The sequence below is a fragment of the Streptomyces sp. NPDC008238 genome, assembly GCF_042956445.1.
In the GTDB taxonomy this organism is placed as follows: Bacteria; Actinomycetota; Actinomycetes; order Streptomycetales; family Streptomycetaceae; genus Actinacidiphila.
On the sequence record NZ_JBIBGK010000008.1, the window covers coordinates 1 to 21,258 of the forward strand.

Annotated in this window: 21 protein-coding genes; 12 read left to right on the forward strand and 9 right to left on the reverse strand. The window is 72.4% G+C overall.

Annotation, left to right across the window (positions count from 1 at the left end; translation table 11 throughout):
* Positions 1-130: 130 nt before the first annotated feature.
* Both ACFZAU_RS18640 and ACFZAU_RS18645 read right to left on the reverse strand, forming a co-directional pair.
* Entirely contained in the window at positions 131-2,434 is a 2,304-nt protein-coding gene (locus ACFZAU_RS18640; RefSeq protein WP_500553046.1) for an SDR family oxidoreductase, read from the reverse strand.
* Positions 2,431-3,237 (reverse strand): hypothetical protein, encoded by an 807-nt coding sequence (locus tag ACFZAU_RS18645; RefSeq protein ID WP_500553047.1) that lies wholly within the window; start codon positions 3,235-3,237, stop codon positions 2,431-2,433. Before ACFZAU_RS18645 ends, ACFZAU_RS18640 begins: the two co-directional genes overlap by 4 nt.
* A 308-nt stretch (positions 3,238-3,545) precedes the next feature.
* Here ACFZAU_RS18645 and ACFZAU_RS18650 point away from each other — a divergent pair, with 308 nt between their 5' ends.
* The 4 genes from ACFZAU_RS18650 to ACFZAU_RS18665 all read left to right on the forward strand — a co-directional run bounded on the left by ACFZAU_RS18650 (position 3,546) and on the right by ACFZAU_RS18665 (position 7,135).
* A complete protein-coding gene (locus tag ACFZAU_RS18650; RefSeq protein ID WP_500553048.1) occupies positions 3,546-4,325 on the forward strand; it encodes an SDR family NAD(P)-dependent oxidoreductase in 780 nt (259 codons plus the stop codon).
* Between the two features lie 410 nt (positions 4,326-4,735).
* Entirely contained in the window at positions 4,736-5,494 is a 759-nt protein-coding gene (locus ACFZAU_RS18655) for a sigma-70 family RNA polymerase sigma factor family protein (protein WP_500553049.1), read from the forward strand.
* Positions 5,495-5,807: 313 nt separating this feature from the next.
* Complete coding sequence (locus ACFZAU_RS18660) at positions 5,808-6,785, forward strand: RNA polymerase sigma-70 factor (protein ID WP_500553050.1); 978 nt, start codon at positions 5,808-5,810, stop codon at positions 6,783-6,785.
* Positions 6,786-6,850: 65 nt separating this feature from the next.
* Complete coding sequence (locus ACFZAU_RS18665; RefSeq protein ID WP_500553051.1) at positions 6,851-7,135, forward strand: WhiB family transcriptional regulator; 285 nt, start codon at positions 6,851-6,853, stop codon at positions 7,133-7,135.
* 86 nt (positions 7,136-7,221) lie between these two features.
* Here ACFZAU_RS18665 and ACFZAU_RS18670 read toward each other — a convergent pair whose 3' ends face one another.
* Complete coding sequence (locus ACFZAU_RS18670; RefSeq protein WP_500553052.1) at positions 7,222-8,445, reverse strand: acyl-CoA dehydrogenase family protein; 1,224 nt, start codon at positions 8,443-8,445, stop codon at positions 7,222-7,224.
* 128 nt (positions 8,446-8,573) lie between these two features.
* Between ACFZAU_RS18670 and ACFZAU_RS18675 the strand changes: the two genes are divergently transcribed.
* A complete protein-coding gene (locus tag ACFZAU_RS18675) occupies positions 8,574-9,224 on the forward strand; it encodes a TetR/AcrR family transcriptional regulator (protein ID WP_499600666.1) in 651 nt (216 codons plus the stop codon).
* Between the two features lie 6 nt (positions 9,225-9,230).
* On the opposite strand, the gene def is transcribed toward ACFZAU_RS18675, so the two are convergent.
* Positions 9,231-9,794: a peptide deformylase gene (gene def, locus ACFZAU_RS18680; RefSeq protein ID WP_500553053.1), complete on the reverse strand. Its 564-nt coding sequence runs from the start codon at positions 9,792-9,794 to the stop codon at positions 9,231-9,233.
* Between the two features lie 163 nt (positions 9,795-9,957).
* Between def and ACFZAU_RS18685 the strand changes: the two genes are divergently transcribed.
* The 6 genes from ACFZAU_RS18685 (at position 9,958) to ACFZAU_RS18710 (ending at position 15,600) form a co-directional block, all read left to right on the forward strand.
* Positions 9,958-11,196 carry a MurT ligase domain-containing protein gene (locus ACFZAU_RS18685; protein ID WP_500464201.1) on the forward strand — a complete coding sequence of 413 codons (1,239 nt, stop codon included), beginning with the start codon at positions 9,958-9,960 and terminating at the stop codon, positions 11,194-11,196.
* Between the two features lie 31 nt (positions 11,197-11,227).
* The gene (locus ACFZAU_RS18690) at positions 11,228-11,956 is read left to right on the forward strand and encodes a type 1 glutamine amidotransferase (RefSeq protein WP_499600669.1); all 729 of its coding nucleotides are present in this window, start codon (positions 11,228-11,230) and stop codon (positions 11,954-11,956) included.
* A gap of 188 nt (positions 11,957-12,144) precedes the next feature.
* Positions 12,145-13,170: a 6-phosphofructokinase gene (locus ACFZAU_RS18695; protein ID WP_499600670.1), complete on the forward strand. Its 1,026-nt coding sequence runs from the start codon at positions 12,145-12,147 to the stop codon at positions 13,168-13,170.
* A 140-nt stretch (positions 13,171-13,310) separates the two neighbouring features.
* Complete coding sequence (locus tag ACFZAU_RS18700) at positions 13,311-14,264, forward strand: cytochrome c oxidase assembly protein (RefSeq protein WP_500553054.1); 954 nt, start codon at positions 13,311-13,313, stop codon at positions 14,262-14,264.
* Positions 14,265-14,292: 28 nt separating this feature from the next.
* Positions 14,293-15,369 carry a hypothetical protein gene (locus ACFZAU_RS18705; RefSeq protein ID WP_500553055.1) on the forward strand — a complete coding sequence of 359 codons (1,077 nt, stop codon included), beginning with the start codon at positions 14,293-14,295 and terminating at the stop codon, positions 15,367-15,369.
* A 69-nt stretch (positions 15,370-15,438) separates the two neighbouring features.
* Positions 15,439-15,600: a hypothetical protein gene (locus ACFZAU_RS18710; protein WP_499600674.1), complete on the forward strand. Its 162-nt coding sequence runs from the start codon at positions 15,439-15,441 to the stop codon at positions 15,598-15,600.
* 820 nt (positions 15,601-16,420) lie between these two features.
* Here ACFZAU_RS18710 and ACFZAU_RS18715 read toward each other — a convergent pair.
* The 5 genes from ACFZAU_RS18715 to ACFZAU_RS18735 form a co-directional block, all read right to left on the reverse strand.
* The gene (locus ACFZAU_RS18715; protein WP_500553056.1) at positions 16,421-16,963 is read right to left on the reverse strand and encodes an SRPBCC family protein; all 543 of its coding nucleotides are present in this window, start codon (positions 16,961-16,963) and stop codon (positions 16,421-16,423) included.
* Positions 16,960-17,625 (reverse strand): TetR/AcrR family transcriptional regulator, encoded by a 666-nt coding sequence (locus tag ACFZAU_RS18720; RefSeq protein WP_500553057.1) that lies wholly within the window; start codon positions 17,623-17,625, stop codon positions 16,960-16,962. Before ACFZAU_RS18720 ends, ACFZAU_RS18715 begins: the two co-directional genes overlap by 4 nt.
* Complete coding sequence (locus tag ACFZAU_RS18725) at positions 17,622-18,317, reverse strand: hemerythrin domain-containing protein (RefSeq protein WP_500553058.1); 696 nt, start codon at positions 18,315-18,317, stop codon at positions 17,622-17,624. Before ACFZAU_RS18725 ends, ACFZAU_RS18720 begins: the two co-directional genes overlap by 4 nt.
* Positions 18,318-18,418: 101 nt before the next feature.
* A complete protein-coding gene (locus tag ACFZAU_RS18730; RefSeq protein WP_500464194.1) occupies positions 18,419-18,823 on the reverse strand; it encodes a hypothetical protein in 405 nt (134 codons plus the stop codon).
* Positions 18,824-18,922: 99 nt separating this feature from the next.
* Positions 18,923-19,630: a TetR/AcrR family transcriptional regulator gene (locus ACFZAU_RS18735; RefSeq protein WP_500553059.1), complete on the reverse strand. Its 708-nt coding sequence runs from the start codon at positions 19,628-19,630 to the stop codon at positions 18,923-18,925.
* A gap of 128 nt (positions 19,631-19,758) precedes the next feature.
* Between ACFZAU_RS18735 and ACFZAU_RS18740 the strand changes: the two genes are divergently transcribed.
* Positions 19,759-21,204, forward strand: a complete 1,446-nt coding sequence (locus ACFZAU_RS18740; RefSeq protein WP_500553060.1) for an MFS transporter — start codon at positions 19,759-19,761, stop codon at positions 21,202-21,204.
* Positions 21,205-21,258 lie beyond the last annotated feature (54 nt).

Below are 21,258 nucleotides of genomic sequence, written 5' to 3' on the forward strand. Positions count from 1 at the left end.
AGCGTGGGGGCACCTCCCAGCGGAGCTGGGGGAGCGCCGTGCCTGGGGGCACCTCCCAGCGCAGCTGGGGGAGCCGTGGGGTGGGGGCACCCCCGGCCGAAGGTTGGGGGAGGGCATGTGACGACACGGCCTAAGGCGTCCTCCGGGGGCGCGCCGCACGGGCCGCCCCCGCCGTGACGGCGTCGTGGTGCACGCCCGAACCGCACTTCCAGCGGTAGACGTTCCAGTTCCTCTGGTGCGACTCACGTGCCAGCGCGGCATCGGGGTTGATCGCCGAGGGCTTGCCCAGCAGGGACAGCCACGCGAGGTCGGAATGGCTGTCGCCGTAGCCGTAGGACGCGCCGAGGTCGTAGCCCCCGTCCTTGGCGTACTGCACGAGCCACGCGGCCCGCGCCTCGTCGACGAGCGGCGGCTTGGCCAGGTAGCCGGTGAGCACGCCGTCCCTCTCGTGCATCGAACTGCCGACGACCTCGTCGAACAGGCCGGCTATCGGCGCGGCGAGCAGCCCGATGGAGCCGGTGACCAGGACGGTGCGGTGACCCGCAGCACGGTGCTCACGGATGCGCTCGACCGCCGCGGCGCTCGTCCGCCGCAGCATCATGCCGGCGTAGCCGCGCTGCACGATCTCCTCGAGACGGGCGACGGGCAGGCCGCGGTAGCGGCGCAGGAAGGAACGGATGAACTCGCCGCGGTCGCGCTTCTCGGCCCGCAGGTAGCCGGGCAGCGAGGCGAGCAGGTCCGCGGCCTCCGCGGCCCAGACCGACTTGCGAAGGCCCAGGGTGCTGATCCACAGGTACTGCTCGACGATGTTGGAGTCGACGACCGTCCGTTCGAGGTCGAAGACGGCGAGCACGTCCGTGCGCTGCGGCAGTTCGCGTCGCGTGCCGCCGCTCGGCTGCCGGCTCTCCTTCCGCCGCCGGTAGGCCGCCGTCAGCTCGTCGATGGCGGGGAGGTGCACCTTCTGCAGGTACTCCTCCCAGTCGATGCCCTTCACGTCGAAGCCGCGGTCCTCGCGCGCCTCGGCGGGGAGGGCGTCGTGCAGCGCCCGCGTGTTGCGGTCGTCGAAGATGATCTCGCTCTGTGCGTACGCGCGGTACAGGTCCGTGAAGTTGCCGAGGGTGGCGAGGTCGGCCCGCAGTTTGGTGTTGGCGGTCGCGAGTTCGTTCCTGCGGTCGCTGTTCGGCATCAGCCGCAGGGCGAGGTCCGTCACGTCGGCCTTCTTCCTCGCCAGCAGCAGCCCGCGGCTGAACTTGCGTTCGCCGGCGAACTTCCAGTCCGGCACCTCGACGAAGCCGTCGCCCTTCGGCATCGGATGCTGCGTGTAGTACTCCCGCACGTTGCCGAACATGCGGTGGAAGGGCAGCGGGTTCGAGGCTCCGGAGGCGACCTGGAAGTACGCGGGGGCGTCCGCGGGGGCCGGGTCGGCCGCCGCGGCGAGGATGGCGTTGACGACGAAGTCGACGGGGATGACGTCCAGGATCGAGTCGGGCAGGCCCGGGAACTCCGGCAGCTGGCCGCGGCCGTAGGCGAAGATCAGCGGGTCGGCGACCTTGAAGCCGTCGATCCAGCCGGGGAACGGATGCCGCAGGGCGCTCTCGATGATCGAGGGACGGACCACCGACAGCCGGTGCCCGGCCTCGCCCCACAGTTCCTCCGCGGCCCGTTCGGCGAGTGCCTTCGTCAGCGTGTACACGTCGGTCCAGCCCAGGCTCTGCGCACGACGCCGGCCGGCGTCGACGAGTTGGGAACGGACCCACTCGCACCGCCCGTCCTCGCTCGCGCGGGCGGCCGCGGTCGGGCCGACCTTGCCGTGGCGCCCGCGGGCCCGGGACATGAAGCGCTCCAGCATCGCCGGCTCCCGTGAGGTGAGCTCGGTGCGCTCGTGCGCCTGCGCGGCCGAGCGCCATTCCACGCGCCAGTCGACGTCGTGCTCCAGCCTGGCCTCGGGCACCGCGCCGCGGCGCAGTCCGCCGACGTAGCAGGTCGACACGTGGACGACGTGCGGGTCCGATCCGGAGGCGAGCAGGGCCTGGTAGAGGCTGACGGTGCCGTTGACGTTGGTGTCGAACGCCTCGTGGATGGGCGGGTCGAAGGAGACGGTGGACGCCGAGTGGATGACGACGCCGAGGTCGGACGGCAGCTCGGGGACGCTGGTCATGCTGCCGTCGAGCACCGTGATCCGCTCACGGACGGCACGTTCGGCCGCCTCGGCTCCCACGGCGTCCCGCCAGCGCTTGAACACCGGCTTGCGCAGCAGGTGCCGCAACCGGTCCTGCCCGGTCTGGCTGCCCTTCCCCCGTACGAGGAGCGCGATGCGGGTGGCGGGGTGGTCGCTGAGCAGCCGCTCCAGCACGGCCTGCCCGACGAAGCCGGTGGCACCGGTCAACAGGACGTGGGCGGACCCGAGTTCGGTCGTCGCACTGCGCGCTGTCATGGGAGGAGCCTCGATTCCACGGTGGATGCGACATCGGTACCGATGCCGGGGAGCGCGGCGACCATCGCGCGGATACGGCCCGCCTCGGCCCGTCCGCTGCGGTCACCGAAGACACGGCGTTCGAAGAAGGTGCGCTCGTGTCGTGAGCGGGCGACCGAACCGAGCGGCCACGCGGCGGACCGCAGGGCCCGGCGGGTGATGCGCCGGGCCCGGGCCGAACGGCGCAGCCGCCGCTCGGCCTCCTCGGCGAGGAAGGAGATGTGGCGTTGCTTGATCTCCATGACCGGGGCGACCACGGACGCCATCGCGGGAGAGGCCTCGGCCAGCCGCCGGTAGGCCGCGCAGCTGATCCACTCGTCCACGAGTCCCGTCGTGACGTGTTCCGCGACGACGTCCGGACCCGTGATGTTGGCGATGAGGGAACGGCGGATCGGGCCGCGGCGCTCACGGCGCTCCGCCAGTGCCCACCGTGCCGGACCCGTGCTCGGAGGGAGGTCGCGGGCGGCGGGGGAACTCTCCAGGATCGCGTCGAGGGCGTCGGCGATCCAGAACCGCTCGAACATCCAGGTGGTGAGGAAGGCGGTGACCCGCGCGTCCTTGTGCGTCGCCGTGACGAGCAGGTCCCGGACACGGTGCAGGGTCGCACCCTCGATGTCGCGCAGCGCCCGGACGAGGCGGACCGATTCCGCGTCGAGCGGCTCGTCGGAGAACGACTCGAGGTCGAGCGTCGCGCGGTGACTTCCGTGCGCCGTGCGGGCGAACTCCCGCACGTCGAATCCGGTTGTCGAATCCCTGTCCCTCACTGTGCCGTACCTCCTCGATCACCTGGAATTCCCGCCTGGACCGGCCCTCCGTGAGCCGTCGCGATCCCCTGTTCCCGGTGACCGCGCTTCCGGGCAGCACCCGATGTGCTCCCCTTTGAAGACACCTCCCGGACCCTTCCTGTGACACGGTGTACTTCGCCGTCGCGGAGAACCGGCCGGCGCCGGGATCTCCTGATTGCCTTCGCACCGTCTTCGACCAGCGAAAACGGTCTCCGGAAGGCCCGGTTCAACGCCGGCCGACAACACCCGGTGTCGCGTGTGTTTCCATGCCACCTACCGTTGTGCGCATGGGAATCGCACTGATCACCGGTGGGACGTCGGGCATCGGCGCCGCGTTCGCACGTGCGCTGGCGGACCGCGGCTGGGACCTGGTCCTGGTGGCGCGGGACAGGGACCGGCTGGGCCTGATGCGGGCCGAGCTCGAGGCCCGGGGCCGCTCCGTGGAGGTGCTGCCCGCCGACCTGTCCGACCGCGCCGACGTCGAGCGTGTCGCGGCGCGGCTGCAGGACCCGGCCCGTCCCGTCGGGATGCTCGTGAACAACGCCGGTTTCGGCGTGCACGCGCCGGTGACCTCCGCGGACACCACCCCGCACGACCGGGCCGTCGAGGTCATGGCCCGTGCGGTGCTGGTGCTGTCCGGCGCCGCCGGGCGGGCCATGCGGGAGCGGGGACGCGGCGCGATCGTCAACGTGTCGAGCACGGCCGGCTTCGTGACGATGGGAAGCTATTCGGCCGTGAAGGCCTTCGTGACCTCGCTCACCGAAGGGCTGGCGAACGAGCTGCACGGCACGGGCGTGACCGTGACGGCCCTGTGTCCGGGGTGGGTTCGCACCGAATTCCACGAACGCGCCGGAATCCGGTCGTCGAGCATTCCTGAGTTCCTCTGGCTCGACGCCGACCGCCTGGTCGAGACGTCGCTGCGGGACGTCCGCCGCGGCCGCGTGATCTCCATGCCGGGTTTCCGCTACCGGCTGCTGATCTGGTTCACGCGTCACCTTCCGCGCCGCACGGTCCGGTGGATCTCGCGCCGGATATCGTCCAGCCGCAGCGGAACTCCCACTCACTGAAGGGGATGTGAGCCGGTCCGTCCGGCACGCCCGAGGAAGGTTGCCGCGGCGCGACCGGCGGCGACGAGGGCGCGGGTGGGGGCTGTGCCGAGCGCGCAGCCCCCACCCGCCCGGTCCCGCCCGGGCCGGTGAACCGGCCCCGCCGGGAGAACCGACGCGCGTCCCATCGTCCGCGGCATTCCGAAGACGGTGTCACACCGTCTGTCGATCTCCGGTCAAGCTGTCAACCCGTGAGAAGCCCGACGGAAAAGAAGAGAGCCCCGTGCGAGAACCTTCGTCTTCGACGTCGCCCAGGCCACTGCCCGCCATCGAGGAAACGTGCTGGTCGCAGTCTCCACGGAACACCGGCCGGGCACCGGTGCCGTGGCGTCGCGGCGGGGCGCCGCGTGCCGCGGGAGGGAGGGTGCTCCATGGATCATGCACGTGAGACGGTGCCGATCGGCGAACTGATCGACGAGCGGCGGCATCTGCTGGACGTCGCCTACTGGATGCTGGGCAGCGGCAGTCAGGCGGAGAGCGTCGTCGACGAGACCTACCGTCGCTGGTACGGCTTGTCCGACGCGGCACGGATCGACATCCGGGCACCCCGTTCCTGGCTGACGAAGGTCGCCTGGGAGATCTGCCTGGCCCGGCCCGCCGATCCCGACGGGCGCCGGGCGAACGGTCCGGCCCTCCCCGGCACCGGCACGGACGCCGCGGACAGGGCGGGCCACGCCCCGGCGGCACTCGTGGCGCTCGCGCTCCAGCGGTCACGTGCCGGCACGCCGGCGGAGCACGACACGATCGCGCATGCCGTCCGGCAGGCCTGTGCGGCGGATGACGCGGCACGCCTGGCGTCCCTGCTCGCCCCCGACGCCACGGCGTTCTTCGACGGCGGCGGCAAGGTCCGCGCTCTGGTGCGGCCGGCGTACGGCGCCGAGTACGTCGCCCGCAGCCTGCTGACCCTGCTGGCACCGCGCCCCCGCACGGTGCTCACCACCCAGGCGGTCAACGGACGCAGCGGTCTGGTCGCACGCTACGACCACCAGGTGGCCGCGGTCATCAGTCTCGGCATCGCCGACGACCACGTGACGCACATCTGGTCCGTACTCAATCCCGACAAACTACGCGCATGGAACCGGCCCGGGGGTTCGATCCGGCAACGCCACCGCCGGGTCCGCGTCGACTGACATCGACGGACGTATACCTATCAGGGCGTCCAAATACCGCGAATCGAAGGAAAGGTACATGTCCGGCCGTCCTGTCACAGGCCCGGGTCTTCGTTGGTCTATCACATGGATGCGATGGGGGCAGGCCGTGGCTTCCGGTGACTGCCGAATCCGACGCAACTCAACGAGCCCTGCGATACACAACCGCGACGGCGCTTCGACGGTATTCCGACGACATGCGGTGAAGCAGGCTCCCGAAGCTGCGTGTGACGAACGGTAGGCACCTGGTCGCGTGGCCGGACTGCGCGACGGGAGGAACGGAGACAACAGAACCATGTGTTTTGAGACGTCCCCCCAGACGAATACCCTTGATCAGGCCGTTTCGGTTTTCGTGGAACTGCAGCCACGTCTTTTCGGTATCGCGTACCGCATGCTGGGCAGTGCCGTCGAGGCCGAGGACGTCGTCCAGGAAGTGTGGATGCGCTGGCAGAAGACCGACCGCTCGGCGGTGAACAATCCGTCGGCCTTCCTGACCACCGTCACGACCCGTCTCGCCATCAACGTCGGACAGTCCGCGCGGGTACGCCGCGAGACCTACATCGGGCCGTGGCTGCCCGAACCCATCGACACCAGTGCCGACCCGTACGTGGGCGCGGAGCGCGCGGAAGCGCTGGAACTCGCGCTGCTGCTGGTGCTCGAGAGACTGACCCCGGCGGAGCGCGCGACGTACGTGCTCCGTGAGGCCTTCCATTACGAATACGCCGAGATAGCAAAGATACTCCAGCTTTCCGTGGTCAATGTACGGAAGATCATCAGCCGGGCGCGGAAACACCTGGAAGCCGAACAGAGGGAGACCGTCGACACCGCCGAACACCGGCGTCTTCTCGAGGCTTTCGTCTCGGCGGCGCAAACCGGCGATCTCGCCATGCTGCAGACGCTGCTCGCACCGGATGTCGTCAGCCTTTCCGACGGGAACGGAATTCGCGGTGCCGCCCGCGTCCCCGTCGTCGGTCCCGAGCGGGTGACGAACCTGGTCACCGCCAACCCAGGATTCTGGAGCGGCGACGACATGCGGTTCCTCGATGCCAACGGGCTTTCCGGAGCGATGACGTTCAGGAACGGCAAACCCCTGACGTTCCTGAACCTGGCCGTGTCGCCGGAGGGCATCCACCAACTGATGTGGGTCTGGAGTCCGGACAAGATCGCCGCTTTCCTCGGCTCGCGGTCCCGCGCCACCGCCGTTCCCCGTTACCTGAGGAACGCCGCCCGTTCCGGTGCCGACGGCACGCCGGCCGACCGCGGAACCGGGTGAGGAACGCAAACCTGGATCCGCGCCCGTGGCGCACACCGACTGCCACACGAACGAGGAGACGCACGATGGACTGGCGGCAGAGTTCCCGGTGCCGGTACGAGGACCCGGAGGTGTTCTTCCCGGTGGGGACCGGGTCCCTGACGTACGGGCAGATCGACCAGGCCAAGGCGGTGTGCGGCCGCTGCCCCGTGGTGGAGAAGTGCCTGCAGTGGGCCCTGGACGCCGGCCAGGTGGAAGGCGTCTGGGGCGGTACGACGGAGCGCGAACGGCGGGCGATGGTGTCGCGGGAGACGCGGCGGCGGACGTCGGCCCGCCTCCGCCGGACCGGCCTCGGCCGGGCGGCGCGGTGATGCCCCACCCGGTCCGGGCACCGGCGGTCGTCCGCGGTGCCCGGGCGGGCCGGGGAGGGAGAGGGCGGTGGAGGGGCGGGGCGGGGTCAGCGGATGGGCATGCCCGACAGGGTGCGGGCGATGACGAGCCGCTGGATCTCGCTGGTGCCCTCGAAGATGGTGTAGATGGCGGCGTCCCGGTGCATGCGTTCCACCGGGTACTCACGGGTGAAGCCGTTGCCGCCGAGGATCTGGATGGCCTGGGCGGTGACCTTCTTCGCCGTCTCGCTCGCGTACAGCTTGGACATCGATCCCTCGGCCGAGCTGAAGGGCTTGCCCGAGACCGCCATCCAGGAGGCGCGCCAGACCAGCAGACGGGCCGCGTCGACCTGGGTGCGCATGTCGGCCAACTGGAAGGCGACGCCCTGGTTGTCGATGATGGGGCGGCCGAACTGGGTGCGGGTCATGGCGTAGTCGAGGGCGACCTCGTACGCGGCCCTGGCCGTGCCCACCGCCATCGCGCCGACGGCGGGGCGGGAGGCCTCGAAGGTGGCCATGGCGGCGTTCTTCACCCGCTCGCCGCCCCGCGCGCGTTCGCGGGCGCGCGCGAGGCGCTCGTCGAGCTTCTCCTTGCCGCCGAGCAGGCAGCTGCCCGGGACGCGTACGTCGTCGAGGACCACCTCGGCGGTGTGCGAGGCGCGGATGCCGTGCTTCTTGAACTTCTGCCCCTGGGACAGTCCGGGGGTGTTCGGCGGCACGATGAAGGAGGCGTGGCCCTTGGAGCCGAGTTCCGGGTCGACGACGGCGACGACGACGTGGACGTTGGCTATGCCGCCGTTGGTCGCCCAGGTCTTGGTGCCGTTGAGGACCCACTCGTCCTTGGCGCCGTCGTACACGGCGGTGGTGCGCATCGAGCCGACGTCGGAGCCGGCGTCGGGCTCGGAGGAGCAGAAGGCGGCCACCTTCACGTCGTTGACGTCGCCGTACATCTGCGGGATCCAGGTGCCGATCTGCTCATCGGTGCCGTTGGCCAGCACGCCGACGGCGGCCAGCCCGGTGCCGACGATGGACAGGCCGATGCCGGCGTCGCCCCAGAAGAGTTCCTCCATGGCGATCGGGATGCCGAGGCCGGTGGGGTCGAAGTACTGCTGGGCGTAGAAGTCGAGCGAGTAGAGTCCGATCTTGGCGGCCTCCTGGATCACCGGCCAGGGGGTCTCCTCGCGCTCGTCCCACTCCGCCGCGGCCGGGCGCATGACGTCGGCCGCGAAGCCGTGGATCCAGTCACGCACCGATTTCTGGTCGTCGCCGAGCTCGAGCGAGAAGTCGCCCATCGTCCCCTCCACGTGCTTGTTACTTACGGTAACCCACAGTGTGTTACCGGTCGGTAAGGGATGTCAACCGGACCGGGGGTGTTACGTTGCGCAGGCGCGGGGAAATTCGAACGGGCGGGGAGGCTCGTGTGGACACCAGCCAGCGGACGGAGCAGCGGACGACATCCGCGGCGGAGGAGCGACGCAAGGAACTCCTCGAGGCCGCGGAACGCGTCGTGCTGCGGGACGGCCCCGAGGCGTCCATGAACGCCATCGCCGCCGAGGCGGGCATCACCAAGCCCATCCTGTACCGCCACTTCGGCGACAAGAGCGGTCTTTACCGAGCCCTGGCCAAACGGCACACCGACGCCCTGCTCGCCAACCTGCGCGCCGCGCTCGACGCGCCCAACGAGCGCCGCGACCGCGTGGAGGCCACGCTCGACGCCTACCTCGCGGCCATCGAGGCCCGGCCGCAGGTCTACCGCTTCCTGATGCACCCCGCCGAGCACGCCCCGGACGCCGACCGCGGTTTCGACATCGGCCGCCACTCCGCCCCCGTGCTGCGCCGGATGGGCGAGGAGCTGGCCGACGTCATCGCCGAGCGGCTCGACCTCGGCCCGGAGGGCCAGGTGGCGGCCAGGGTGTGGGGGCACGGCATCGTCGGGATGATGCACGCGGCCGGGGACTGGTGGCTGGGCGAGCGCCCCGTCGCCCGTGACGCCCTCGTCCGGCACCTCGCCGACCTGCTGTGGGGCCGCCTCGCCGCCGTCGGCGACCGCCCGGGCGCGCCGCGTCTTTAGGACGTGTCAGTCCCCCTGGGAAGCGCCCGTGCCGGGCGCCCAGGGGGCACGGCGGACGGCGCGCAGCGCGCGGCGACGGCGCAGGCCGGTGAGCCGGTCGACGAACAGGCCGCCGCCCAGGTGGTCGCACTCGTGCTGGAGGCAGCGGGCGAAGAACCCGGTGCCCTCGATTCGCACCGGCCGGCCGTCCCCGTCGACGCCCTCGACGACGGTCTCGTCGTGCCGGGCGGTGCCCGCGTGGACGCCCGGCAGCGACAGGCAGCCCTCCTCACCGGTGACCACGACCCCGTCGTTGTGGACGACGCGGGGGTTGACGATGTACCCGAGGTGCCGGACGTCCTCGTCGTCCGGGCAGTCGAAGACGAACACCCGCAGCGGTACGCCGATCTGGTTCGCGGCCAGCCCCACCCCGTCGTGCGCGTACATCGTGGCGAACAAGTCCTCTACGAGGGAGGCGAGTTCGGCATCGAAGACGGTCACGTCACGGCAGGGTTCCCGGAGCCCGGGATCACCCAGCAGCCGCATCGGGCGGACGATCCCGGAGCTGCCGGGGATGGGGGCGTGTCGCATGCCGGTCAGCGTACGGGGGCGGCTCGTTTCAGCGCCGGTGGGGGAAGTGGATAGGCTGATCGGCGACCGATGCCTTCCGGCCGGTGCAACGGCCCGGGGCGCGCGCCCGCCGGCCGACGGCCGGGGAGCGAGCGGGGCCGGACGCGAGGAGGATGTGGAGACGATGGCAGGCAACGCAGAGCCACTGTCGCCGCGGGCGAAGCTGGCCGTGACGGCGGGCAAGGCCGCGGCGGCGGTGTCGCGGGCGGCGGGACGCGGCAGCGGATCGGTGATCGGCGGCCGGGTGGCGCTGAAACTCGACCCTGATCTGCTGGCCCGGCTGGCGACCCATCTCGACGTCGTGCTCGTTTCGGCCACCAACGGCAAGACCACCACGACGCGGCTGCTCGCCGAGGCGCTGCGCGCCAACGGCGAGGTCGTCTCCAACGCCCTGGGCGCCAACATGCCGGCCGGCATCACCTCGGCGCTCGCAGGCGGGTCCGAGGCCCGCTACGGGGTGATCGAGGTCGACGAGAAGTACCTGGCCGGCGTGGCCCGGGACGTCAAGCCCAAGGCCATCGCCCTGCTCAACCTCTCGCGCGACCAGCTGGACCGCGCCGCCGAGACCCGCATGCTCGCCGAGAAGTGGCGCGAGGGCCTGGCCGGTTCCGACGCCGTCGTCATCGCCAACGCCGACGACCCGCTGATCACCTGGGCCGCCTCCTCCTGCCCGACCGTGGTGTGGGTCGCGGCCGGTCAGGAGTGGAAGGACGACGCCTGGTCCTGCCCCTCGTGCGGCGGTGTCCTGCAGCGGCCCGCCGAGGACTGGTTCTGCGGCGAGTGCGGTTTCCGCCGCCCGACGCCGACCTGGGCGCTCTCCGGCGACCACGTGATCGACCCGTACGGGTCCGCGTGGCCGATCCAGCTGCAGCTGCCCGGCCGGGCCAACAAGTCCAACGCCGCCGTGTCCGCCGCCGCGGCGGCCGCCTTCGGGGTCGACCCCAAGGTCGCCCTGGAGCGGATGTACAAGGTGCAGGCCGTGGCCGGCCGCTACGACGTGGTGCAGTTCCAGGGCCGTGACGTACGGTTGCTGCTGGCGAAGAACCCGGCCGGCTGGCTGGAGACCTTCTCCCTGATCGACGGACCGCCCACCCCGGTGATCCTCTCCGTCAACGCCCGGTCGGCGGACGGCACGGACACCTCGTGGCTCTGGGACGTGGACTACACGCGCCTGGCGGGGCACCCGATCCGGGTCGTCGGCGACCGCAAGCTGGACCTCGCGGTCCGCCTGGAGGTGGCGGGGCTGCAGTTCGAGGTGTGCCGTGACTTCGACGAGGCGGTCGGCTCCTCGCCGGCCGGCCGGATCGAGGCCATCGCCAACTACACCGCCTTCCAGGACCTCCGCCGCCGCGTCGGCAACTGACCGAAGACCCGTTTCGACAGGAGAACACGCTGTGAGCGACTCCAGCCTGCGTCTGGTGTGGGTCTACCCCGACCTGCTGAGCACCTACGGTGACCAGGGCAACGTCCTGGTCACCGAGCGCCGGGCCCGCCAGCGGCGGGTGCCGGTCACCCGGATCGACGTGCGGTCCGACCAGCCGATCCCGACCTCGGGCGACATCTACCTGATCGGCGGCGGCGAGGACCGCCCGCAGCGGCTGGCCGCCGAGCGGCTGCGCCGCGACGGCGGGCTGAACCGCGCGGTCGACAACGGCGCGATCGTCTTCTCGGTGTGCGCCGGCTACCAGATCATCGGCAACGAGTTCGTCAACGACCTCGGCCGCCCCGAGCCGGGCCTGGGCCTGCTGGACGTGGTCAGCGTCCGCGGCGAGGGCGCGCGCTGCGTCGGCGACGTGCTGGCCGACATCGACCCCGAGCTCGGCCTGCCCCCGCTGACCGGCTTCGAGAACCACCAGGGCGTCACGCACGTCGGCAAGGCGGCCCGGCCGCTGGCCCGGACCCGCTTCGGCAACGGCAACGGCACCGGCGACGGGACCGAGGGCGCGTACAACGAGACCGTCTTCGGCACCTACATGCACGGCCCCGTCATGGCCCGCAACCCGCAGATCGCGGACATGCTGATCAAGCTCGCGATGGACGTCAGGGCGCTGCCGCCGGTCGACGACCAGTGGTACGAGGCGCTGCGCGCGGAACGCATCGCGGCGGCGACCCAGCCCGCCTGAGGCCCGCAGCGTCGCGGGCCGGACCGGGGGACGACGGGGCCGGGGCCGGGTGGTGTCCGCACTGCGGGCGGCGTTTCCGCCGCCCGCGCCCGGCTCGATAACGTAGGCACCAGCGGTGCGCGTAGCCGCGGGTCCATCCGGACGACGAGGTCCGGCGCCCGGATCGATCATTCAGGAGTAACCAGCAAATGCGTATTGGTGTGCTGACGAGCGGCGGCGACTGCCCCGGGCTCAACGCCGTCATCCGGTCGGTCGTGCACCGCGCGGTCGTCGACCACGGGGACGAGGTCATAGGCTTCCACGACGGGTGGAAGGGTCTCCTCGAGTGCGACTACCGCAAGCTCGACCTGGACGCGGTCGGCGGCATCCTGGCCCGCGGCGGCACCATCCTCGGCTCCTCCCGGGTGCGCCCCGAGCACCTGCGGGACGGCGTCGAGCGGGCCAAGGGCCACGTCGCCGACCTCGGTCTCGACGCGATCATCCCGATCGGCGGCGAGGGCACCCTCAAGGCCGCCCGGCTGCTGTCCGACAACGGCCTGCCGATCGTGGGCGTGCCCAAGACGATCGACAACGACATCGCCTCCACCGACGTCACCTTCGGCTTCGACACCGCCGTCACGGTGGCCACCGAGGCACTGGACCGCCTGAAGACCACCGCCGAGTCGCACCAGCGCGTGCTCATCGTCGAGGTCATGGGCCGGCACACCGGCTGGATCGCCCTGCACTCCGGCATGGCGGCCGGCGCGCACGCGATCGTCGTCCCGGAGCGCCCCTTCGACATCGGCGAGCTGACCAAGATGGTCGGCGAGCGCTTCTCGGCGGGCAAGAAGTTCGCGATCGTCGTCGTCTCCGAGGGCGCGAAGCCGCGCGAGGGCACGATGGACTTCGAGTCGGGCGTCAAGGACGTCTACGGCCACGAGCGCTTCACCGGCATCGCCACCCGGCTCTCGATCGAGCTGGAGGAGCGGCTGGGCAAGGAGGCCCGCCCGGTCATCCTCGGCCACGTGCAGCGCGGCGGCACGCCCACCGCCTACGACCGGGTGCTGGCCACCCGCTTCGGCTGGCACGCCGTCGAGGCCGCGCACAACGGCGACTTCGGCATGATGACGGCGCTGCGCGGCACCGACATCACGCTGGTCCCGCTGTCCGAGGCCGTCGAGCACCTCAAGACCGTCCCGGCCGAGCGCTACGTCGAGGCCGAGTGCGTGCTGTGACGCGCTGATCACGTTCCTGGAACCGCCCCCGGTCGCGAGCGCGGCCGGGGGCGGTTCTAGTCTGGTGCGGGCGCACCCGCCCCAACCGGCACATTGCCGACGGCGGGGTGCGTGCGGCAGGCGCGACAGGAGAGTGACGGATGGACCACGGCGGACACGGGATGACGACGGAGCTCCCGCCGTTCACCCTCGGCCGCGGGCTCGAGTTCAGCGGGGATCCGGTCTTCCTGGCCGGCTGCGTGCTCGCGCTCGTGCTCTACGGCTGGGGGGTCGTACGGCTGTGGCGGCGCGGTGACCGCTGGCCGGCCGGCCGGGTCGTCGCCTTCGTCGCCGGGGTGCTCTCCATCGGCCTGGTGATGTGCACCGCGCTGAACGACTACGGCATGGCCATGTTCAGCGTCCACATGGTGCAGCACATGGTCGTCAGCATGGTCTCGCCAATCCTCCTGCTGCTGGGCGCCCCGGTGACGCTGACGCTGCGGGCGCTGCCGACGGCGGGACGCGGCCGCAGGGGACCGCGTGAGCTGCTGGTGGCGCTGCTGCACAGCCGCTACCTGCGGGTGATCACGCATCCGGCGTTCACCATCCCGCTCTTCATCGCCAGCCTGTACGGGCTCTACTTCACCCCGCTGTTCGACACCCTCATGGGCAGCCGGCTCGGGCACATCGCGATGATGGCCCACTTCCTCGCCGTGGGCCTGGTCTTCTTCTGGCCGATCATGGGCGTGGACCCGGGACCGAACCGGCCGAGCCATGTGATGCGGATCCTGGAGCTGTTCGCCGGGATGCCGTTCCACGCCTTCTTCGGCATCGCCCTGATGATGGCGAGCGAGCCGATGATCGGCGCCTTCCAGCACCCGCCAGCCTCGCTGGGGATCGACGCGCTGGACGACCAGACCGCGGCCGGCGGCATCGCGTGGGCGTTCAGCGAGATCCCGTCGGTGATCGTCCTGGTGGCGCTGCTGATCCAGTGGTACACCTCCGACCAGCGCCAGGCCCGTCGCAAGGACCGCGCTGCGGACCGCGACGGCGACGCGGAACTGGCAGCCTACAACGCGTACTTGGCATCCTTGGAGGCACGGGGTCGCGGCTGACGGGGCCGCCCGCCGCGAAGGGAGGCCCGTGATGGGCGACCAGGTACGGATATCGGGCGACGCGCTGCAGTTGCCGGGCGGCGTCACGGTGCGCTTCATGCGCACGCTGCGGCTGCCGGAGACGGGGACGCACCCGCTCCCACCCGGGCTCGGCACCTTCCCGCTGCGCCGGGTCTCGGACCACCCCGGCACCGCGCCCCGGGAGTGGCTCGCGCGGGGCGGCGTGATGCTCCCCGTCTACCAGCGCGAGGCCATGTGGCTCAGCTTCTCGGCCGCCGCGCCGGCCGCGCTCCAGGTGGGCGTCGGCAAGGTGTGCGCGGTGTCGGGGCGGCCGTGGAGCGACCGGCTGTCGCAGGACCCGCAGAACTACGTCGTACTGCCGCGGCAGCCGTGGCTGGACGGCATCAACTCCGGCTCCGGGACGATCCGGCAGTTCGTGGCCGTGCCGCTGGGCCTGGGCGCGACCGTCGAGGGCCAGGTCAGCGGCGAGGAGGTCTGGGGCGGGGTGCAGTTGCAGGTGACCGAACTCGGCGAGGAGCAACTCGCGGCGTGGCGGGCGGAGCAGCGGCGCCGGGAGAGCACCCGTCGCGCGGCCTTCGGCGGCTACGGCGGTGCGCCGGGCGCCATGCCGATGGCCGCCCCGGCGGCCGCCCCGGCGGCCGCCCCGCCGCCGGCCCCGGGGAGCGCGCCGCGTCCGGGCGGAGGGGGCGGAGGCGCCAAGCGCTCCCCCGTCTCCATGGGGCTGGGCGCGGGCGGCCGGATGCGGCAGGAGGTCTACCGGGACGACCGCAAGCCCTCCGACTGGCGTGCGGAGCCCTCGGGCCGGGTCTTCGTCCACCTCACGACGGTGCCGGAATGGCGCCGCATCACCGGCGAGCCGGCGCCCCCCTCCCCGGTGAACCGCGCCGCGTACACCGCCGCCGGGCTGCCCTGGTTCGACTACTACGACGCCGACGCCGAGGACCTGGCGGCGCCCGGCACGCTCACCCAGGTGAAGCCGGTCGGTGACTGGCTCGGCGAGGACGAGTCGCCGTGGGTGGCACCGCATCCGGGTCAGCTGAAGCAATTGGGCGACGAGGGACAGGTCACCGACGGCGACTGGTAGCGCACGGCGGGCGGCGGCGGGACCATGGAGTCCGGGCCGCCGCCCCGCGGCCCCGGGGAGGAGCCGTCCATGCCCACACCTGCGAAGGCGATGATCACGTGCACGGTGGCGTGTCTGGTCGCCGTGACCGCCTACACGGTCGCACTCGGCCCCAACGGCTGGGTGTGGTTCGCCTGGGTCGTCCTGATGCTGGCCACGATCGGGGTGTTCGCGATCCGGACGCCCCGGTAGGCGCGCTGCGCGGCGCCCGAGGAGGGGCTGCCGCCGCCCGCGCCCGGCTCGACGTCGTCGTCGACGTGCTGCGGTCGGCCGGGCGGACGGCGAGACGCTCGACGTCGGACTGCCCGCGATCCCGCAGCCGCGCCCGTCACGCGGGCACCTGGTACGCGTCATTACGGTCGGTGCGGCGGACGCGCTCGCCGTAGGGGCGACCCGCCAGTTGTGCGCGCCGACAGGACGGCACGGCCGGTGCTGCCGCCTGTCGGGCGGGCACCCGAAGCCGGGGCCTCTCGTCGCGAACCACGGCGCCACGTGGCTCGGTCCGGGGCCGCCGCACGTAGTAGGCCTCCGCGCACAGGGCTCAGCCGGTAGCCCGGACCCGGGACCTCACCTCTCGGGAGCCGTGCGGCGCCCCGCCGCCCCCGACCGGCCCCCACAGGCCCGTGCGGGGCCGTACGGGGCCGACGCCCGGCGAGACGACGCCCGCCCCTCCGGGCGAACGCGAGCCGGCCCAGGGCCCACGTCGCACACGGGAATCGGCCGGTAGCCCCGCCCGGACACGCGACCACACCACTCGGGAACCGTGCGGCATCCCGCAGACCCCGACCGGCCCCCACAAGCCTGTACGGGGCCGACGCCCGGCGAGACGACGCCCGCCCCTCCGGGCGACCGCAAGCCGGCCCGGGGCCGACAGCAGACCGCAGTCCCTCGCGCACGCGGATCAGCCGGGCCCGACCCGGACCTCACGTCTCAAGAACCGACCGGCCCCCGCAAGAACCCGAGCCGACACCCGGCGCGACGCGGTTCGGGGCCGGGCGGGGCCGGCCGCGTCTCAGGGGCGGGTCGAAGCCGCGTGGGCGTCGCGGGCGGCGATCGTCCCGAGGCGGCGCAGGTCACCCGTGAGGTCACCGCTGCGGTCGAGGTGGGCCGGGACCAGCCTGCCCACGAGCCACCGGAACCAGCGGGGCGTGCTCCGCATGCGGTAGGTCTGCACCACCCGTGTCCCCGCGCCGGCCGGCTCCAGTTCGATGGTCCAGTCGGTGCTGTCGGGGAACAGCGGTGAGGGGATCGTGCGCCAGGTGATCAGGCGTGGGGCCTCGAACGCCACCACCTCGCAGACCCGGCTCCAGCGCATCAGCCCCGACCGGTTGTACCCGCGGAAGCGGACGCCCGTCGCCGCCGTGGTCGCCCCCCGCAGCCGGCTGACCCGGTGGCACTCGTGGCTCCACTCACTGTTCCGGGTGACGTCCGCGACGACGCGCCACACCGCCTCGGCCGGCGCGCCGACGACCACCTCGCTGCGGCACGTCCGGGCGACGCCCCGCTCCGCCCGGTCGTTCCCGCCGTCACCGTTGCCGCTCTCGTCGTGCCTCATGCTTCTCCCCCTCGGTGCCGTGCCCCGTCGTCGTCCGTGTCGAGCAGCCGGTCGATGACGCCGGCCGCCCACTGTTCGTACTGCTGCGGCGTCCAGCCGGAGAGCCCGGTCAGCAGCTGGTAGACCTCGACGCCGAGGACCGCCCACACCCCGTCCAGCTCCTGCGGGGTCACCGCGCGCCCCGTGACGAGGGCCATGCCCTGCTCGATGCTGATGCGGCGACGCCGCTGGTTGTCCCGCAGCTTCTCGGCCAGGTCGCCGTTCGAGCCGGCGGCCTCGCGCAGCGCGAGGTGCACGCCGGCGGTGCGCCGGTGGATCGCGGTGACCAGTCGCGCGGCGGCGGCGATCCGCTCCTGCCGCGTCCCGGCCGCCAGCCCGGCGAACTCCGGGCGTTCGGCCAGTGTTTCGGGGCGCGCGTCCCCGACGACGGCGACGTCGAGCGCGGCCATCAGCAGTTCGCCCTTGGACCGGAAGCCTGCGTACACCGTCTCGACCGACACCCCGGCCTCGCGGGCGACGTCGCGCATCCCGGTGGCCGCCCAGCCGCGCTCGCCGAACAGCCGGACGGCCGCGGCCAGCACGACGGCCCGTGTCTCCCCGGCCTGTTGCTCCCGTCGCGGAGAACGGTAGGTGCGCCGCGCCCGGGGTGCCTCCTCCGTCATGAGCGCGCCGTCCCGTTCGCCGCGGCACCCCGCGGGCGCCACCATTCCGCGCGCCGGCGCCGGTAGGCGCGGGCGAAGCCGTACAGCAGGATGAAGCGCGGGACCGGGGGCACCAGGCGGACCACGATCCGGTGCCCTTCGGGGTCGATGTCGTCGAGCAGCCAGTGCCCCTCGATGCCGAGCTGCGTGAACGACTTGGACTTGACGTTGTACCGCTGGTCCCAGGCGCGCCAGTCGTCCTGGGTGAGGGCGGCCGAGACGACCGGCATGGCCTCCTCGACCTCACGCTCCAGGTGCGGAACGAGGACGGCCGTCAACGAGTCCAGCGCGGCGAGGAGTCTGACGCGCGCCTCCTCCGAGGCCGTCTCCGCGTACCGTCGCGCCGCGTCCGTCACGGTCACGGCCGCCGGGGTGATCCGGCGGTGGTCGGCGTCCAGGGACTCCAGCAGCGGCCCGGCGGCCGGGTCGCGTTCGAGCACCAGCGGCCACAGGCCGTCGTCCTCACCGGTGTGGTGCGCGTGCAGGAACTCCATCAGCCACACGACGTGCCGGCCGAGCGCGCTCCCCTGCCGCAGCCCCGGATACGGCGCGGAGGCCAGCACCGTCCGCGTGCGCTCCAGGTCGCGGCGCAGCGCGCCGTGCACGATCCCCATCATCCGCGTGTCCGCGGGAGCGGAACCCGTCGTCCCCATCTCGCCCTCCCCATCGCCTTCCTGTTCGGAGACTAGGACCGGGGACGTTTTCATTACAAGGTCGTTCCGGTGAATTCTGGGACCGTGGGCACCACCACCCCTCACACCCCCGTCCCTCGTCCGCCTCCCGTCACGGAGGCGACCACCTTGGCGACGACGGCCGTCACCACGAGGCTCCCGGCGAGGACCATGCCGACGCCGACCACGAAGAGGCCGCTGGAGTCGTCGGACCAGTCGACGAAGGCGGCGACGGTCAGGCCGAGCGTGGTGCCGAGCACGGCGGCCGTGACGAGGCCGCGGGACGCGGCCCAGCACACGAGTACCAGGAGGGTCAGAACCAGTCCAGCGACCTGCCAGGCCTCGTAGGGACCGGTCACGGTGCCGTCCGGCCGCACGTCACGGTGCCGGTCCCAGCCCAGCCAGGCGGCCCAGTCGGCGGACGCGGCGACCGCCAGGAGGAGGAACGGCAACAACCGGGAAGCGGGATTCGCTGTCGATGGGCGCATGGGCCGAGCGTCCCGCCTCGCCAGCGCGCCGAACAGAGCGCGCGTACTCAGCTCCGGCCGAGTACCTGCCCCGACGTGGCGGCCGTCGGGGGCCCGGGCTCAGGCCGCCGGGGCGTGGCGCGCGAGGCCGGAGACGAGGAGGTCGAGGCCGAACTCGAAGCGCTCGTCGCCCTCGTCGCGCATCAGGGCGTCGACCATGCCCGTGATGTGGGGAAAGCGCTCGGGGGGCAGTGAACCGAAGTACTCGCGGATGCGGGCGATCTGCTCGTCGAGGGTGACGCCCGTCCCGCCCGGGCCCTGGTTGCGCAGGCTCTCCTCGACCGCGGTGGCGGTGACGAAGAGCGCGAGGGCGTCCACGCCGTAGGCGCAGACCTGGTCGGAGAGGCCGCCGGCCTTGAGGATCGCGAGCATGGCCTCGGCGTTGAGGAGGGCGTTGGGCCCGAAGGGGATGCCCTGGCCGATCGCGGCGCGCGCCAGGTCCCGGTGGGCGACGAGGACGCGGCGGCCCTGGCGGGCCATCTCCTTGATCTGCTCCTGCCACCGCGCCGGATCGGGCTCGGGGCGGACCACGTCGGCCTGGATGCGGTCGAGGAGCAGTTCGAGCAGCTCCTCCTTGTTCGCCACGTGCGCGTAGAGCGAGGCGGCGCCGGTGTCCAGTTCCTGGGCGACCCTGCGCATGCTCAGGGCGTCCAGGCCCTCGGTGCCGACGACGTGGAGGGCCGCCGTGACGATCGCCTCGCGGTTGAGGCTGCGGCGGGGGGCCTTCCTGCGCTCGGCGCGCCAGGGCGGGACGGGGACCGATGTCACGTGCTGCGTACCTCCGGGAGCGGACCACGGACAGCGTACTTGACACGAACGCCGTTCGTTATCTAGAACACTGTTCGTTCGGAACGAACGGCGTTCGTTCGCCACGCCCCGGTCCCGTGGAGGCCCCCATGAGCACCCAGTCCCTCTCCCCGCCCGCTCCCCCGGCCACGGGCCATCCCCTGCGCAGGCTCGGGCTGGCCGTCATCCTCGCCGTCGAGATCATGGACCTGCTGGACGCGACGATCGTCGGCGTCGCCTCGCCCTCGATCCGCGCGGACTTCGGCGGCAGCTCCACGCAGATCCAGTGGATCACCGCCGCCTACACGCTGGCCTTCTCCGTGCTGATGATCACCGGGGCACGGCTCGGCGACATCCTCGGCCGCCGGCGGATGTTCCTCACCGGGCTCGCCGGGTTCACCGTGTGCTCCGCGCTGTGCGCGGCCGCGGGCTCCGCGGGGACGCTGATCGGCGGACGGGCCGCGCAGGGGCTGTTCGCCGCGATGATGGTGCCGCAGGGCCTCGGCATCCTGCGCCAGATGTTCCCGCCGAAGGAGCAGGGGGCGGCCTTCGGCGCGTTCGGGCCGGTCATGGGGCTCGCCGCGGTCGCCGGGCCGGTGCTCGGCGGCTTCCTCACCGACGCGGACCTGTTCGGCTCCGGCTGGCGTTCGGTGTTCCTGATCAACGTCCCGATCGGCGTCGTCGCCTTCGCCGTCGCGCTGCGCATCCTGCCCGAGGGCCGCTCGCCGCACGCGGCACGGCTGGACCTGCCGGGTTCCGCGCTGGTCAGCCTCGGGGTGCTCATGCTGGTCTACCCGCTGGTGCAGGGCCGCGACCTGGGCTGGCCGCTGTGGACGTACCTGTCGATGGCGGGCGCGGTCCCGGTGCTCGCCCTCTTCGCCCGGTACCAGCGGCGGCTGGTGGCGCGGGGCGGCTCCCCGCTCGTGGAGCCCGGGCTCTTCCGCCACCGCGGCTTCTCCGCCGCGCTCCTCGTCGGCGTCGTCTTCTTCGCGGCGGTCAGCGGGCTGATGCTGGTGCTCACCCTGCACCTTCAGGTCGGGCTCGGCTACAGCGCCCTGCACGCGGGGGCCTCGATGATCCCCTGGTCCGCCGGCACGGTCGTGGGCGCGGTCCTCTCCGGTGCCGTCCTCGGCCCGAAGTACGGCCGGCGCACCATCCAGGCGGGCTTCGCGCTGTCGGCGGTGGCCGTCGCCGCGCTGGCACTCACCGTGCACCTGGCGGGCGAGGGCGCGACGACCTGGCAGCTGCTGCCGGCCCTGCTGCTGAACGGCTTCGCGATGGGCCTGGTCATGGCGCCGTTCTTCGACATCGCCCTCGCCGACGTCGAGGAGCGCGAGACCGGCTCGGCCTCCGGCGTCCTCAACGCCGTGCAGCAGCTGGGCGGTTCGGTCGGCGTCGCGGTGCTCGGCACGGCGTTCTTCTCGTACGCGGCGGACGGCGGCACGGTGCCCGCGACCCAGTGGACGGCGCTCATGGCCGCGGTCGCGTTCGTCGCGGCGCTGGCGGCCGCCTTCCTGCTGCCCCGCCGCGCCCGCGAGGACGCGACGGGACACTGAGGGCCGCGGGGGCCCGGGGGCCTCATGCGGTGTTCGGGGGCAGCCCGTACCGGG